Annotated in this window: 13 protein-coding genes and 1 other RNA gene; 9 read left to right on the top strand and 5 right to left on the bottom strand. The window is 41.9% G+C overall.

All coding sequences use genetic code 11. The annotated features are described in order from the left end of the window. Positions 1–39: 39 nt before the first annotated feature. From ACLS0A_RS01870 to cydC, 5 genes are all read left to right on the top strand, one after another. Positions 40–1,389, top strand: a complete 1,350-nt coding sequence (locus ACLS0A_RS01870) for a GntP family permease (protein ID WP_416082181.1) — start codon at positions 40–42, stop codon at positions 1,387–1,389. Between the two features lie 128 nt (positions 1,390–1,517). Next, the gene (locus ACLS0A_RS01865; protein WP_416082180.1) at positions 1,518–2,369 is read left to right on the top strand and encodes a co-chaperone YbbN; all 852 of its coding nucleotides are present in this window, start codon (positions 1,518–1,520) and stop codon (positions 2,367–2,369) included. 66 nt (positions 2,370–2,435) lie between these two features. Continuing rightward, positions 2,436–3,389 carry a thioredoxin-disulfide reductase gene (gene trxB / locus ACLS0A_RS01860; protein WP_126372311.1) on the top strand — a complete coding sequence of 318 codons (954 nt, stop codon included), beginning with the start codon at positions 2,436–2,438 and terminating at the stop codon, positions 3,387–3,389. 80 nt (positions 3,390–3,469) lie between these two features. Beyond that, positions 3,470–5,230 carry a heme ABC transporter permease/ATP-binding protein CydD gene (cydD, locus tag ACLS0A_RS01855; protein WP_416082179.1) on the top strand — a complete coding sequence of 587 codons (1,761 nt, stop codon included), beginning with the start codon at positions 3,470–3,472 and terminating at the stop codon, positions 5,228–5,230. Continuing rightward, positions 5,230–6,960, top strand: a complete 1,731-nt coding sequence (cydC, locus tag ACLS0A_RS01850) for a heme ABC transporter ATP-binding protein/permease CydC (protein WP_416082178.1) — start codon at positions 5,230–5,232, stop codon at positions 6,958–6,960. The genes cydD and cydC overlap by 1 nt, the downstream gene beginning before the upstream one ends. Before the next feature lie 64 nt (positions 6,961–7,024). Here cydC and ffs read toward each other — a convergent pair. The 4 genes from ffs to folE all read right to left on the bottom strand — a co-directional run bounded on the left by ffs (position 7,025) and on the right by folE (position 9,875). Continuing rightward, positions 7,025–7,123: signal recognition particle sRNA small type (gene ffs, locus ACLS0A_RS01845), an RNA gene on the bottom strand. A 327-nt stretch (positions 7,124–7,450) separates the two neighbouring features. Continuing rightward, positions 7,451–7,921 carry a hypothetical protein gene (locus ACLS0A_RS01840; RefSeq protein ID WP_416082177.1) on the bottom strand — a complete coding sequence of 157 codons (471 nt, stop codon included), beginning with the start codon at positions 7,919–7,921 and terminating at the stop codon, positions 7,451–7,453. Between the two features lie 111 nt (positions 7,922–8,032). Then, a complete protein-coding gene (rnd, locus tag ACLS0A_RS01835; protein WP_416082176.1) occupies positions 8,033–9,184 on the bottom strand; it encodes a ribonuclease D in 1,152 nt (383 codons plus the stop codon). 34 nt (positions 9,185–9,218) lie between these two features. Further along, positions 9,219–9,875: a GTP cyclohydrolase I FolE gene (folE, locus tag ACLS0A_RS01830; protein ID WP_416082175.1), complete on the bottom strand. Its 657-nt coding sequence runs from the start codon at positions 9,873–9,875 to the stop codon at positions 9,219–9,221. 154 nt (positions 9,876–10,029) lie between these two features. On the opposite strand from folE, the gene moeA reads away from it, so the two are divergent. Together moeA and moeB are read left to right on the top strand one after the other, a co-directional pair. Then, positions 10,030–11,244 carry a molybdopterin molybdotransferase MoeA gene (moeA, locus tag ACLS0A_RS01825; protein ID WP_416082174.1) on the top strand — a complete coding sequence of 405 codons (1,215 nt, stop codon included), beginning with the start codon at positions 10,030–10,032 and terminating at the stop codon, positions 11,242–11,244. Between the two features lie 18 nt (positions 11,245–11,262). Next, positions 11,263–11,985: a molybdopterin-synthase adenylyltransferase MoeB gene (gene moeB, locus ACLS0A_RS01820; protein ID WP_416082173.1), complete on the top strand. Its 723-nt coding sequence runs from the start codon at positions 11,263–11,265 to the stop codon at positions 11,983–11,985. 94 nt (positions 11,986–12,079) lie between these two features. Here moeB and ACLS0A_RS01815 read toward each other — a convergent pair whose 3' ends face one another. Next, positions 12,080–13,633, bottom strand: a complete 1,554-nt coding sequence (locus ACLS0A_RS01815; RefSeq protein ID WP_416082172.1) for a DUF2813 domain-containing protein — start codon at positions 13,631–13,633, stop codon at positions 12,080–12,082. Positions 13,634–13,722: 89 nt separating this feature from the next. Here ACLS0A_RS01815 and ACLS0A_RS01810 point away from each other — a divergent pair, with 89 nt between their 5' ends. Together ACLS0A_RS01810 and ftnA are read left to right on the top strand one after the other, a co-directional pair. Next, positions 13,723–14,634, top strand: coding sequence for a lysine exporter LysO family protein (locus ACLS0A_RS01810; RefSeq protein WP_416082171.1), 912 nt, complete (start codon positions 13,723–13,725; stop codon positions 14,632–14,634). A gap of 232 nt (positions 14,635–14,866) precedes the next feature. Continuing rightward, positions 14,867–15,355 (top strand): non-heme ferritin, encoded by a 489-nt coding sequence (gene ftnA / locus ACLS0A_RS01805; RefSeq protein ID WP_115249686.1) that lies wholly within the window; start codon positions 14,867–14,869, stop codon positions 15,353–15,355. The last annotated feature ends 19 nt before the right edge of the window (positions 15,356–15,374 follow it).

Raw genomic sequence — 15,374 nt, 5'->3', positions numbered from 1 at the left:
TTGGCTAAGAAATTAATCATCAAATACTAAGGATCTTATATGTTGATTTTCACTTTGATAGCTTCAGTATTGCTGTTGCTTTTATTAATTATGAAATTCAGAGTTCACGCCTTTGTCGCCTTAATTATTGTGAGCTTGCTCACGGCGCTAGCCACCGGCGTGCCATTCAATGAAATTCTGCCAACCTTAACCAAAGGCTTCGGCGGCACATTAGCGTCTGTGGCGTTATTAGTCGGTTTAGGTGCGATGATCGGTCGCTTACTTGAAATCACTGGCGGCGCGAAAGTGCTTGCTGATACGCTCATCAATAAATTTGGCGAAAAAAATGCACCTTTCGCTTTAGGGGTAGCCTCTTTATTGTTCGGCTTCCCAATTTTCTTTGATGCAGGATTAGTCGTGATGCTGCCAATTATCTTTAGTGTCGCAAAACGCTTTGGTGGTTCAGTATTGCGCTATGCCTTCCCAGCAGCAGGCGCATTTGCTGTAATGCACGCTTTTGTGCCTCCACATCCCGGTCCTGTTGCTTCAGGCGATTTATTAGGTGCAAACATTGGCTTATTAGTCATCGTTGGTTTAGTCTGTGGTATTCCAACTTGGTACATCGCAAGCTACTTATTTAGCCAATACTTAGGTAAAAAAGTGATGGTAGATTTACCAAAAGCATTCTTAAACGCAAATGCCATCAATGAAACTGCAGTATTAAATCCACCAAGTTTTGGTAAAGTGTTAACCATTTTATTATTGCCATTAGTGCTAATTTTATGTGATACCGGCTTGAATACCCTTTCTGTCGCAGGCGTGGTTGATGGCTCACAGGCTTGGGTACAAGGCCTACGCTTACTCGGCAAAACCCCTGTGGCATTATTGATTACCTTAATCGTAACCATTTTATTACTAAAAGATCAGCGCAGTAATGAACAAATCGAAAAAATCTGTGATAACGCACTCGGGCCAATCTGTTCTATCGTCCTAGTAACGGGTGCAGGTGGTATGTTCGGTGGCGTATTGCGTGCAAGCGGCATTGGTAATGAGCTCTCCGCAATGTTTGCTGATACAGGAATGCCTGTGATTGTGGCGGCCTTCATTATTTCAATGGCATTGCGTGTAGCACAAGGTTCTGCCACCGTGGCACTCACCACTACATCAGCCTTAATTGCGCCAACTGTGGCGGCAACGGTTGGATTAAGCCAATTCGATCTTTGCTTTATCGTGATCGCGATCGCCTCGGGTGCAACGGTATTCTCTCACGTTAATGACAGCGGTTTCTGGTTAGTCAGCCGTTTCCTAGAAATGGACACCAAAACCACATTAAAAACTTGGACAGTGCTAGAAACCCTCATCGGCTTTACCGGATTCGCTTTTGCGTTAGTGGGAAGTATTTTGTTCTAAGCAAGATTTTTATTAAATCATTAAGTGCGGTGGTTTTTTGGGAAGTTTTTTTTCCAAAAACCACCGCACTTTTGTTACAATCAATGGCAATTTTTGTAACTCAAATTAGCCTGAAACCTGGAGTGAAAATGTCAGCTTATATTATTGATGTTACCGAACAAAATCTCACCGAGATCTTACAACAAACCCAACAAAAACCTGTTGCTTTAGTGTTTTATGCGCCAAGCCACGAGGAATCTAATACGTTTGTAAGCGTGCTAGAACGCTATGCAGAAAAATACCAAGGGCAATTTTTATTAGGCAAAATTAACTGTGAAACCGAACAAATGGTCGCGGCGCAGTTTCGTATTCAAGCCTTGCCAACCACCTATTTATTTAAAGATGGGCAAGCCCTTGATGCATTCCAAGGGGCATTAGATGACGCCACCCTTGAACAACATTTAAGCCTGATCTTGCCAAAAGAAGAAGAGATTAAATTTACCCAAGCATTAGATTTTCTAGCGAATGAAAACTATGAGCAAGCCTTGCCACTGCTAAAAGATGCGTGGGAGCTTTCCGATCACAAAAACAGCGATATTGCCCTGCTTTATGCAGAAACCTATATTGCAATGAAACGCGTTGAACCAGCGCAGGAAATTTTAAACCGCATTCCATTGCAAGATCGCGATAGCCGTTGGCAAGGATTGCAAGCGCAAATTGAATTATTAATTAAAGCGGCAGACACGCCAGAAATTCAGCAATTACAAGCCGAATACACCAACAATCCAAGCCCTGAAATTGCCTTAAAACTGGCATTACAGTTACACCAAGCGCACCGCAATGAAGAAGCCTTGGAATTATTATTCGGCTTATTAAAACAAGATTTAGGCGTGCTGAATGGTGAAGTGAAACAAGAGTTTTTATCTATTCTGGCTGCTATTGGCAATAACGATCCTATTACCAATAAATACCGCCGATTGCTCTATTCACTACTCTATTAATGAATTTAACGGCGTAAGGCTCTATAATAACGAAGATTTTTTACGATTTATCAACTAGGAATTTTTATGTCAGAAATGAAACATTGCAAACTGTTAATTTTAGGTTCAGGCCCTGCGGGCTACACCGCTGCCATTTATGCAGCACGCGCTAACTTAAGCCCCGTTCTCGTTACAGGCTTACAACAAGGTGGACAGCTCACTACCACCACAGAAATCGAAAACTGGCCAGGGGATTTTGCTGATACCACAGGCCCTGAGTTAATGCAAAGAATGTTGCAACACGCGGAGAAATTCGATACCGAGATTATTTTCGATCACATTAACCGCGTGGATCTTTCCTCTCGTCCATTCAAACTTTATGGTGATGTTCAAAGTTTTAGCTGCGATGCGTTAATTATTGCCACAGGGGCGTCTGCACGCTACATCGGCTTGCCATCTGAAGAAGCTTTCAAAGGCCGTGGCGTTTCTGCTTGCGCCACTTGTGATGGCTTTTTCTATCGCAATAAACCTGTTGCGGTGATTGGCGGTGGAAACACCGCGGTGGAAGAAGCCCTTTACTTAGCCAATATTGCTTCTGAAGTGCATTTAGTGCATCGCCGTGATAGCTTCCGCGCAGAAAAAATCTTAGTGGATCGTCTATACAAAAAAGTGGAAGAAGGAAAAATTATCCTACATACCCACCGCACTTTAGATGAAGTGCTAGGCGACAATATGGGCGTAACTGGCATTCGTTTAAAAGACACCCAAACAGGCGAAACGGAAGAACTCAAATTAGACGGAATGTTCGTGGCAATCGGCCACGCGCCAAATACAGAGATTTTTGCTGGTCAGCTTGAACTCAATAATGGCTACATCGTGGTGAAATCAGGTTTAGAGGGCAACGCCACTGCCACATCAGTAGAGGGCGTCTTTGCCGCAGGTGACGTAATGGATCACAATTACCGCCAAGCCATTACCTCTGCTGGCACAGGTTGTATGGCAGCCTTAGATGCAGAACGCTTCTTAGATAGCCAAGAATAAGCCTAAGCGGTGCATTATTGCCGTAATGCACCGCTTTTCTTTTTTCCTTATTATCTAACTTAACCCTTTTACGCAGAATTATGGATAAAGCTCGCCAACGACACCTACAAAAATGGCTACGCGCCCAACAAAAACCCATAAAAAAGTTACTTAGCCTAAATATTTTATTGGCTAGCCTTTCATCTCTGATCTTAGTTGCACAAACCTACTTGCTCGCCACCCTATTACATCAGCTCATTATGGCGCAAACCGCAAGGGAAAATTTAATCGCTTATTTTATCGCCTTAGTAATCGGCTTTGGCTTGCGTGCGATCATTTTGTATTGGCGCGAGCGCCTTGGTTTCAAGTGCGGTCAAAAATTACGACATTTTATTCGCCAACAAATTTTCACCAAATTACATCAAGTTGGCCCAGCAATGATTAACCAAAAACCCGCTGGCAGTTGGGCAAGCATAATGTTAGAACAAGTGGAAAATCTGCATAATTTCTACGCACGCTATTTACCTCAACAAGCCCTTTCGGTGATCGTTCCGTTTATTATTTTAATTGCCGTCTTTCCACTCAATTGGGCGGCAGGACTCATTTTGCTCGTTACCGCGCCCCTTGTGCCAATTTTTATGATCTTAGTTGGGATCGCCGCCGCAGACAGCAGTCAGAAAAATATGCAAACCTTGGCAAAATTAAGTGGCCAATTTTTAGATCGTCTACGTGGGCTGGAAACTTTACGATTATTCAATAAAACGGAAGAACAAACCGCACATATTGAACAAGCCACGGAAGATTTCCGCGAAACCACAATGGACGTGCTGAAAATGGCGTTTTTGTCTTCTGCGGTGTTGGAATTTTTCACCTCGATTTCCATTGCGCTAATGGCCGTCTATTTTGGTTTTAGCTATTTAGGTGAGCTTGATTTCGGCGCTTATGGCACGCCAATCACCTTATTTATTGGCTTTTTCTGCTTAATTCTCGCCCCAGAGTTTTATCAGCCTTTGCGTGATCTTGGTACTTATTATCACGATCGTGCGGCAGCCATTGGTGCGGCTGATGCTATTGTTGAATTTTTAGAACAGCCTATTTTAAATGAAGCGAAAGCAAGCCAAGATTTCACGTTAAATGAAACAGTTGAAATCCACGCGCAAGATCTGGTGGTACTCTCGCCACAGGGCCAACCGCTCACCCACCCCCTTAATTTTCATCTGCCAGCTAAAAGTCATACGGCGTTAGTCGGGCAAAGTGGCGCAGGGAAAACCTCATTAATCAATACCCTACTCGGCTTTTTAGACTATCAAGGTAGCCTGAAAATTAATGGCGTTGAACTCAATCAAATTAATAAAACTCAATGGCGCAGTGCAATTGCTTGGGTGGGGCAAAATCCCTTGCTATTACAAGGCACGATTCGCGAAAACCTACTCTTAGGCGGTGTCCAAGCTAGCGATGAAGAAATTCAGTGCGCCTTGGCACAAGCACAGGCTACTGTATTTACGGATAAATTAGGGCTAGATGCCGAAATCAAAGAAGGTGGCATTGGCCTTTCCGTAGGGCAAGCACAGCGTTTAGCCATTGCCCGCGCTTTATTGCGTCATCGCCATTTATTGCTCCTTGATGAACCTACCGCCAGCCTTGATGCACAGTCTGAAAATCTGGTGCTTTCCGCCTTGCAAAAAATTAGCCGCGAACAAACCACCTTGATGATCACGCACCGCATTGAAGATCTTAAACAATGCGATTGCATTTTTGTGATGCAACAAGGACAAATCGTTCAACAAGGCAATTTTGCCGAATTACAAAATAACGGATTTTTCGCAGAACTTCTTGCACAACGTAAACAGGATATTAATTAATGCGTACACTTTTACCATTTTTACGTTTATTTAAGCACGCCAAATTCGTGTTATTTTTAGGCTTAATCCTGATGATCACAGGACTTGCCGCCAGCATTGGTTTATTAACGGTTTCAGGCTGGTTCTTGGCCGCCACCGCCTTGGCAGGCATTGGCACGTTATTTAATTTTTTCTATCCCTCAGCCACCGTGCGCGGCTTGGCGATTGGACGCACCGTCGCCCGTTATTTTGAAAAAATCGTTACTCACGATGCCACCTTTAGAATCCTTGCTAAATTGCGTGTGCAAGTGTTCCAAAAAATCATTCCACTAAGCCCAGCCGTGCTAAATCGCTATCGCAACAGTGATTTATTAAACCGCTTAGTGGCCGATGTGGATACGCTCGATAGCCTTTATCTTCGCCTGCTCGCGCCCTTTATCACCGCGCTGTTGGTAATTGGCTTTCTCACCCTAGGCTTGAGCTTTTTTAATCTTCCGCTGGCGCTCTTTTTTGGTGCAATGTTGACCGCACTTGTCTTGATTGTGCCAACGATTTTTTATCATCTAGGGCAAAAGTTCGGGCATAAACTCACCCAAGCGCGCGCGGCTTACCGCACGAGATTTGTAGAATATATCCAATCTCAAGCAGAATTATTGCTGTTTAATGCTGAAAAACCGCTCAAACAAAAACTGGACGAAACAGAACAACAATGGCAACACTTTCAACAAAAAGAAGCCAATTTAAGCGGATTTTCCACCGCACTTGTGCTTTTTGCCAATGGCATTTTGCTCGCGCTCACCTTATGGTTTGCCGCCAATGCTGATTTTGGCAGTGATCGATACAGCCCTGCAATTATCGCCCTATTTGCCCTTGCTGCACTGGCAGCCTTTGAGATTTTAATGCCTTTGGGTTCGGCATTTTTGCATATTGGGCAAGTGATTGCTTCTGCTGATCGGGTTACCGAAATCACCGAACAAACGCCACTCGTGCAATTTAACGGACAAAAAACTATCGAAAAAAACACCGCTCTTGATCTTTCCATTCAGCAAGTGAGTTTCACTTATCCTGAACGCCAAGATGTTGCACTACAGAACATCAACCTTGAAATTCCACAAGGACAAAAAGTTGCCATTCTAGGCAAAACTGGCAGTGGCAAATCCACCCTGTTACAGCTTTTAGTTCGCAACTATGATCCTTCTCAAGGGAAAATTTTCCTTGCCAATCAACCGATTGAAAGTTACAGCGAAAAAAGTTTACGTAACCAAATGTGCTTTTTAACCCAGCGCGTGCATATTTTTAGCGATACCTTGCGTAATAATTTACAGCTGGCAAATCAGCAACCTATTTCTGATGAGGCAATGATTGACGTGCTAAACCAAGTGGGTTTAGGCAAATTGCTAGACCAAGAACAGGGCTTAGATCAATGGCTTGGCGATGGCGGCCGCCCGCTTTCAGGCGGTGAACAGCGCCGTTTAGGTTTAGCGCGCGTATTGCTAAATCAAGCGCCCATTTTACTGCTTGATGAACCTACCGAAGGTTTAGATCGCGAAACAGAACGTCAAATTCTGCGTTTAATTCTCGCCCATTGCCAAAACAAAACCTTAATTATGGTAACGCACCGCCTTACCGCGATTGAACAATTTGATAACCTTTGCATTATTGATGATGGCAAATTGATCGAACAAGGCAATTATCAAACCTTAATGGTAAAAGAAAACGGCTTTTTCAAACAATTAGTGGAAAGAATTTAGTTGAATTGAAAAAGTGAAAGATTGATTTAAGAGAAAAAATTGAGAAAAGAAAAGCTGGGCGGAAACCTTCCCAGCTTGCTCTCGGCACACGAAAAATCTGACTTTGGCTGCTTTCTTCCGAACCTGACCGGGTAAACCAGACCTCGTTGCGAGGAACCGAGAAGGTTTCCATAACATCTGCCACCAAATCTAGCAACAGAACACCCCCATTATGCCCCAAGCCCCAGGGAATTGCAAATCTTTCATTATGATTTCGCTTTAACTGATTAAATAAACAACTTTCAGTATTTTTCTAATCAATTTGCATTTCTTACTTTTTTGCTTCATAGAAAAACATTTCTGCTACACCTAATAATACGGAAATCCCTTTTCTCATTGCTTTTAAAATTTATCTTCTTTAAGAAGATATTTCGCCAAATCCCTTCGCTGCAATAAATTCAAGCATAAAAAAACCGCCTTAACGGCGGCCTTTACAAATAATGAAGCGATTTTACTCTGCTTTTTTACCATATTTTTCTGCTAATTCAGCTTGAAGTTTTTGTAACTCCGCAGTTGCAGCAGTGGTTTTTTCTGTTTTCTCTTGAACCGCTTTAGTGGCTTCAGGTGTTGCATTATTCATTAATGCTAAACCATCTTTTGCAAGCTCTGAAGTTAAGGTTAATACCGATTGCATTTTATCTTTTAACTGTTTGATTTCAGGGCTTTTAATATCTAAAGCATTCAAACTTTTTTGCACTTCTACATTTCTTGCGCTTAGCGCATTCATTGCTTCAGCAATTTGTGTTTCATCGCCTGATGACAATTTTTGCATATATTCTTGCTGGAAAGCTGCTTGGCTTTGTTGATTTGCCACGCTCCACTCAACTAATTTTTGATAATCTGCTGCGGGATCCGCTTTATTGCACGCTGCAACAAAAAGAGCAAAAAGAACCGCTGTACCTAATTTAATGATTTTATTCATTGCATTTTCCTTTCAATAATAGACAAATAATATAGCTAAAAACTATAAGATAATTCTCAATGAGAATGCGCTATTCTAATCCCTATAATGAGAAATTGCCAAGCAATATAGTTAAAAGCTTTGTAAAGATTTGAGCAAAAGTTCACCAAACTCTTTGCGCCAACCCTGTAACAAATCGGGTAAATCATTCGGATCTTGCTGTTTTATCCAGCACCATTTCATCAAACTTTCTAAGCCTCGTTTGCTCGAAATGACTTCTATCGGCAGCTCTGCTGGGGTAATTTCTTTTAATTTCTGCTGCAAAATTTTTAGCCCAGAACGATAACGTGGATCATCAACCAAACGAACAATTCGTGACGGATATTCTTCTTTTGCTGTGCGTTTTGCTTTTTCAACAAGCTGCAACATTTTTTTACCATTCACCCGCACTTCCATTGGTAACAAGCCTAAATCAAGCAGCTCCGAAGTATGTTTAGGAAAATGTTTTGCCACAAGCCATAAATGCTCACTTTTTACAATAAAATTCAGGGCAATGTCGCGTTTTATTCCTTCTTCCACACGCCATTTGGCTAATAATTTTAACGCCATCAACTCCCTTTCATCCAGTTTCCAGCTATTTGGAATATCTAAATAGGCTGTATCGGATGATTTAGTTTTCTGGCATTTTTCCAATAAAAATTCGCACTCATTTTGCACCGCACTTTGCCACGGTGTTTGTGCCAAGTGTTGCTGCATTTCCTCATATAAAGGAATTAAATACCACACATCTGCCGCGGCATAACGTAACTGCACTTCCGACAACGGACGAGCTAGCCAATCAGTACGTGAAGCGCCTTTGTCTAATTCCAGCTCAAAATAATGATAAATCAAACTGGCAAATCCCATTGAACGACCAAAGCCTAAAAAATGGCTCATCACTTGTGTGTCAATTAACGGAGTTGGTAATTGTTTGAAATAGTGGTGAAAAATCTCCAAATCTTCCTTGCACGCGTGCAACACTTTCACCACATTTTGATCAGCCAGTAAATCAATAAAAGGAGAGAAATCATCAATCGCCAACGGATCAATCAGACTAACCTGCTCACCATCATAAAGCTGAATTAGCCCCAATTTAGGATAAAAGGTTCGGGTACGAATAAACTCCGTATCCAATGCCACGCAAGATTTCTCTCTTGCTCGCTGGCATACTTCTGCTAGCACAATATCCAAAGTAACTATTTGAAAGTGCGGTGGATTTTTGATTTCTTTTTTTATTGCTGGCATAACGGCTATCTATTCAGAAAATAGATTATTTAATTTATTTATTGATTAGTGTTAAAAACTCTTTTCTGGTTTCACGATCACCAAGAAACACGCCTCCAAAAGCAGAGGTTACCGTGTAACTATTTGTATCCTTAATCCCACGGCATTTCACGCAAAAATGGGTTGCTTTTACGTAAACTGCTACATCTTCTGTTTCTAAAATTGTTTGGAACGCGAGCAAAATTTGTTCTGTTAAACGCTCTTGCACCTGTGGGCGTTGGGCAAAAAATGCCACTACGCGATTGATTTTTGATAACCCGATCACCCATTTTTTCGGATAATACGCAACTGAAACCTTACCATCAATGGTAACGAAATGATGTTCACAAGTGCTGGTGAGTGTTACATCATTCACCAACACCATTTCGCTCACTTTCATTCGATTTTCAATATTAGTGATTTTCGGGAAGTTGGCATAATCTAGCCCACTAAAAATTTCATCAACGAACATTTTCGCCAAACGAACTGGCGTTTCCTCAAGGCTATCATCACGCAAATCCAGACCGATCAATTTCATCACTTCACGCATATGCTGCTCAATGCCTTCACGGCGCTGTGATTTTGTCAGTTGCGTATCCACCATTGGGGTTTCAATCCCTTTACTCACCAATGCCTGACGGACTTTCTCCGCCTCTGGGGAAATCTTGTTCATTCACTACTCTCCAAATTTCAAATTGGGCTATTCTATCAGACAATAAAACAATAATAAAATGAGAAAGATAGCGGTTCAGTATGAAAATTTCTATAAAAATCACCGCACTTTCTTGTAGAATAGAATGCAATTCTTGGTTGAAAAAGGACAATTTATGTTAAGTATTGAACAAGCTTTGAGTGAAATGTTGGCACAGCTGCCTGTGCCGCAGAAAACGGAAACCTTGCCGCTTTCGCAAGCGAGCCAGCGTATTTGTGCGGCGGATATTATCTCCCCGATAAACGTGCCATCTTTTGATAATTCTGCGATGGACGGTTATGCGGTGCGTCTTGCGGATCTTGCCCAATCACGCACACTCAGCGTGGCAGGCAAAGCCTTTGCCGGCAATCCTTTTAATGGCGAATGGTTGCCACAAAGTGCGGTGCGAATTATGACTGGTGCGATGATCCCAGCTGGCGCAGACGCGGTGGTGATGCAAGAAAATGTGCAACTTAACGAAGACGGCACGGTTACTTTCAACGAAATACCAAAATTGGGGCAAAATATTCGCCGAGCCGGTGAAGATGTGAAACAAGGGGACGTGGTGCTAAAAACAGGTGAAAAACTCACCGCACTTTCCTTGCCATTGCTTGCTTCCTTAGGCATTGCTGAAGTGCCTGTATTTCCACGTTTGAAAGTGGCGATTTTATCCACTGGTGATGAATTAGTTCCCGTTGGCGAGCCATTGAGCAGCGGTAAAATTTACGATACCAATCGCTTTACCGTGAAATTATTACTGGAAAAATTGCCTTGCGAAATTTTAGACTTCGGCATTCTGCCTGATGATGAAGCGCTATTTGAAAAAGCCTTTTTGCAAGCGCAAGAACAGGCGGATTTAGTGATCACCAGCGGTGGCGTGTCAGTGGGTGAAGCGGATTTCACCAAGACGATTTTAGAAAAACTGGGGACGGTTAATTTCTGGAAAATTGCGATGAAACCGGGGAAACCTTTCGCGTTTGGTAAATTAGAAAAGGCGTGGTTCTGCGGCTTGCCGGGCAACCCTGTGTCCGCCTTGGTTACCTTTTATCAATTAGTGCAGCCTGCCATTGCTAAGCTCAGTGGTTACAGCCAATGGCAAGCGCCACAACAGCTTAAGGCAATCGCAAGTGAAAACCTGAAAAAAGGCGTGGGTCGCAAAGATTTCCAACGCGGTTTTTATTGGGTCAATGCGCAAGGACAACTTGAAGTGAGAGCTGTGGGTTTCCAAGGTTCTCATCTCTTTAGTGCTTTCATTGAAAGCAACTGCTTTATTGTATTAGAAGCAGAACGTGGCAACGTGCAAGCGGGTGAAATGGTTACTATTGAACCTTTCAATGAATTATTGGGTTAATTAATTATTAGGCTGATTATGATCGAACTCACTGCTGAAGAAGAACTGCGCTACAACCGCCAAATTGTGCTGAAAGCCATTGATTTTGACGGGCAAGAAACGCTGAAAGACAGCACAATGCTGATAATGGGCTTGGGCGGTTTAGGCTGTGCGGCGAGCCAATATTTAGCCGTGGCAGGCGTTGGCAAATTGATTTTAGTGGATTTTGATACTGTTTCTTTGTCTAACTTACAGCGCCAAGTGTTGCACGATGATAGCCGTCTGACAATGCCCAAAGTGGAATCCGCCAAGCTCAGTTTACAGCGTTTAAATCCGCACGTTAAGCTTGAAGCCATCAACCAACAATTAGATGATGATGCCCTACTCGCATTATTGCAAGGCGTTGATGTGGTGCTAGATTGTACCGATAATGTGGAAACGCGCAATCAGCTAGATCGTTGTTGTGAACAAAGCAAAACGCCGCTGGTTTCTGGTGCTGCTATCCGTATGGAAGGGCAAATTTCTGTGTTCACTTATGAAGAAAACACGCCCACTTACCGCCAGCTTAGCCAGCTTTTCGGCAATGCGCCATTAAGCTGTGTGGAAACAGGGGTGCTTGCGCCAATGGTGGGCATTGTCGGCTCAATGCAAGCCCTTGAAGCGATCAAAGTGCGGTTGAAAATTGGTGAGAATTTATGTGGACGATTATTGCTCATTGACGGCTTCACAATGAAGATTCGGGAAATTAAAATCCCCGCTTAACCTAAATCAGCGAAACAAAGCGGCATTAATTGCCGCTTATTTTTTCTGTCATTTTTTTCTCTATCGCTTCGTTTGTTCGAGCTTAGACGATTTCTTAAGATGAACGCGCTAAAATTAACACGCGCGTGAAAAGCTGTTTAAACAAACGTGGAATGGACGCAACCCCACGCTGTTTTATCTCATTGGATAACGCCACCGCAAGATCGGGCTTTGATGTGCGTTGTATAGCACGTTGAATGATGCGATGAACCAAATATTTCTGCGAATGATCTTGCCAGCGTGCTAATCGAATAAAAGTTTGTTCAAAACCAGCATAATAGAAAAAATGCTCAATGTCTTTTTTCGGCAAATAAGTGAGCCGCATTGCTGGCTGTTCCTTATCATTGAGCAGACTTTTCGCCGTTGCAGAATATTTTTTGCCAGCTTCATCGCCATCAGTCAGCACATACCACTCAATCCCCATCGCTTTGGCATAATGAATTAAAGGGCGCAAGCCACACTGGGCAAATTCTACGATCCTGATGCCTTCCATCGCAAGATCAATACCAAGCAATTCTGCCAATTCAGTTAAAATCCAAACTTCCGTTTCGCCCTCTACCAACAGCCACATTCGAGAAAATAATGCAAGGCTACGATTATGCCGAATATGAAAACTCAAACGGCGTAATTCTTCTTTATCTAATTGATGTGCAAGCTGAAAGGCTTGGGTACGCTCTGCGTTTCTTACTAAACGGCAAATGGACTGCAAAGGGATTTGTGAAAGCAATTCGACGGAATTCGTGGTAGTGATACGTTGGATCGGCAAATAACTGACCAACTCCCAAATAATCGCCACCATTCTTGGGTGCAAGCGGGAATCGGGATCTTCAAATAAAATAATCGGCCGCAAGCTGTGAAAATCGCGTAATTCATCAGCAGAAACAAATAATTGGGTTAATTGTTGGAATAAAATATGGCGTAATGAATGATGCTGTTTTTCACGCAATTTCAGACAAAGAGATTTCACATCGTTCCAAAGTGCGGTGGTATCTTGCATTAATTCTGCCGCCATCGCACGATTGAGAAAATAATGTTGCAGCAAGTGCAGTGTGGATTGAATTTCACGATTGACTTTCGGATCATCTAATAAGGGCAACGCTGAAAAATGTTGATGCTTGCCCGATGAATTCAACCTTGCATCACGAAAACGATAAACAGGGTGCTGTGCAATTAACGCCATTGCCATTTGCTCAGGATTTTCCAACTCAAGCACATTCCCTTCGCCATCTAAAAAATGATAGGTGGTGAGAATCTCTGCCCCTTGCATTTCCCCTGTAATCTGAAAATAAATTTTAGCATAGGTTTCATCATCAAAAATAGCCAATTGGTTATAAGGAAAATGCGTTAAGGATTTAGCTTCACGATGAACACTAAAGGTAAAGAAAAGAGTGATTTCTTTCACCGTAAAGGCATTATTTTCGTCCTGATAAAAATCCGTTGATTGGAATTGATAAAGGCGCTTCTCATCATTAAAAATTAAGCTCAACGCCGCCAATAAACTGGATTTCCCCCAGGCATTTTCACCAATCAACACCATATTCGGTTGCAAGGTAAATGAAAGGCGGTTTATGCCACGAAATCCTACAATATCTAATTGACGCAAATACATCACCGTTCCTTCTATCCTTGGTTTACTTGGTATTTTCAGTTCACTTGCGTAAAATAGCACAATAATTTCATCATTTTAAGGAAAAAACTGTGTTTGAAGGGTTACTTATCGTCCTTGGCCCAATGTGTTTAGGGTATTTTTTTAAGACAAAAAACACCGCACTTTTGCAGCGTATAAATCAAATTGTGATGCTGCTGCTCTATGTGATTTTATTCATTATGGGCGTATCTTTAGGGCATTTGGACGATCTTGCCAACACCTTACCGTTAATTGGTATTTCTGCTTTCACTTTTGCTTTAATTATTCAAGGCTGCAATATTCTCGGCTTAATACTGTATGACAAACTACGCCCACAGCCACTTAAACATTTAGGCAAAGATTTACCTTCGCGCGGGCGATTATTATTAGACAGCGCCAAACTTTGCTCAATGGTGTTGATCGGTTTTATGGTGGGTATTTTAACCAAAGAATGGCTTGCTTTTCCTTTTAGTACAAGCACTTATACCTTAGTGCTGCTGATCTTTTTTGTCGGCATTCAGCTGCGTAATAACGGCATTGCATTGCGTGAAGTCATCTTCAATAAGCGTGGGCTTTATACAGGCCTGGTTTTTATTCTCACTTCATTGTTAGGTGGGATTATTTCTGCTTATGTACTGGATTTACCTGTTACACAAGGCCTAGCCATTGCTTCGGGCTTTGGCTGGTATTCCCTTTCCAGCGTGGTGATTAATGATGCGTGGGGGCCTGTTTTTGGCAGCATTGCATTTTTTAACGATCTTTCACGGGAAATTGTCAGCTTGTTCATTATTCCCTTTTTTATGTTTAATTATCGCTCTACCGCCGTTGGAATGGCAGGCGCAACCGCATTAGATTGCACCTTGCCAATTATTCAACGTTCTGGCAGCATTGAAGTTGTGCCGCTGGCCATTAGTTTTGGCTTTGTAACCAATATCGTACCGCCTATTTTACTAGTATTTTTCTCAAGCATTCCCCTTGCTTAAACGTTCACTTACAGCCTGTATGTTGTGATACAGGCTGAAAAAATTCATCAAATTCTCACCGCACTTTACTTATTATCATTTGGCAATAAGAACGATTCTCTCAAATAGAATAATTATTATTAAAATTCCCTTTAAAAATTAATAACTTACAAATATTTTTAGTTGCAAAAAAGAAAAAACTGGTTAAACTATGCCCACTATATTTTATTGACCATTAAGGAAAGGAGTGGCTATGTTACAAGACGCTATTATTAAAAAACTAAACGAACAAATTAATTTGGAATTTTATTCTTCCAATGTGTATTTACAAATGAGTGCTTGGTGCTCAGCAAACGGCTATGAAGGTGCAGCAGCCTTTTTGCTCCGCCACGCCGATGAAGAAATGATGCATATGCAAAAATTATTCACCTATGTGAATGAAACCACAGGTATGCCATTATTAGGCAAAATTGAAGCACCAAAAAATGATTACAAATCCTTAAAAGAAGTATTTGAAATCACCCTTGAACACGAAAAATTTGTTACCGCAAAAATCAATGAATTGGTAGAAGTTACCTTTGAACACAAAGACTACTCTACCTTCAATTTCTTACAATGGTATGTGGCAGAACAGCATGAAGAAGAAAAATTGTTCAGCAGCATTATTGATAAATTCAATTTAGTCGGCGAGGACGGACGTTCCCTTTACTACATTGACCGCGATTTAGCCACATTAGAATAATCAGAATAAAGGAGAGAAA

Source organism: Avibacterium volantium (assembly GCF_049366555.1).
Lineage (GTDB): Bacteria > Pseudomonadota > Gammaproteobacteria > Enterobacterales > Pasteurellaceae > Avibacterium > Avibacterium volantium_A.
The sequence above is the reverse complement of the archived record's forward strand: the minus strand, read 5'-3'. Positions and strand labels throughout refer to the sequence as shown.

Coding starts and splice junctions, on each gene's coding strand:
- trxB (WP_126372311.1), top strand. CDS start 2,436: ATGTCAGAAATGAAACATTGCAAACTGTTAATTTTAGGTTCAGGCCCT.
- cydC (WP_416082178.1), top strand. CDS start 5,230: ATGCGTACACTTTTACCATTTTTACGTTTATTTAAGCACGCCAAATTC.
- rnd (WP_416082176.1), bottom strand. CDS start 9,184: ATGCCAGCAATAAAAAAAGAAATCAAAAATCCACCGCACTTTCAAATA.
- ACLS0A_RS01840 (WP_416082177.1), bottom strand. CDS start 7,921: ATGAATAAAATCATTAAATTAGGTACAGCGGTTCTTTTTGCTCTTTTT.
- cydD (WP_416082179.1), top strand. CDS start 3,470: ATGGATAAAGCTCGCCAACGACACCTACAAAAATGGCTACGCGCCCAA.
- folE (WP_416082175.1), bottom strand. CDS start 9,875: ATGAACAAGATTTCCCCAGAGGCGGAGAAAGTCCGTCAGGCATTGGTG.
- ACLS0A_RS01870 (WP_416082181.1), top strand. CDS start 40: ATGTTGATTTTCACTTTGATAGCTTCAGTATTGCTGTTGCTTTTATTA.
- ftnA (WP_115249686.1), top strand. CDS start 14,867: ATGTTACAAGACGCTATTATTAAAAAACTAAACGAACAAATTAATTTG.
- ACLS0A_RS01865 (WP_416082180.1), top strand. CDS start 1,518: ATGTCAGCTTATATTATTGATGTTACCGAACAAAATCTCACCGAGATC.
- moeA (WP_416082174.1), top strand. CDS start 10,030: ATGTTAAGTATTGAACAAGCTTTGAGTGAAATGTTGGCACAGCTGCCT.
- ACLS0A_RS01815 (WP_416082172.1), bottom strand. CDS start 13,633: ATGTATTTGCGTCAATTAGATATTGTAGGATTTCGTGGCATAAACCGC.
- moeB (WP_416082173.1), top strand. CDS start 11,263: ATGATCGAACTCACTGCTGAAGAAGAACTGCGCTACAACCGCCAAATT.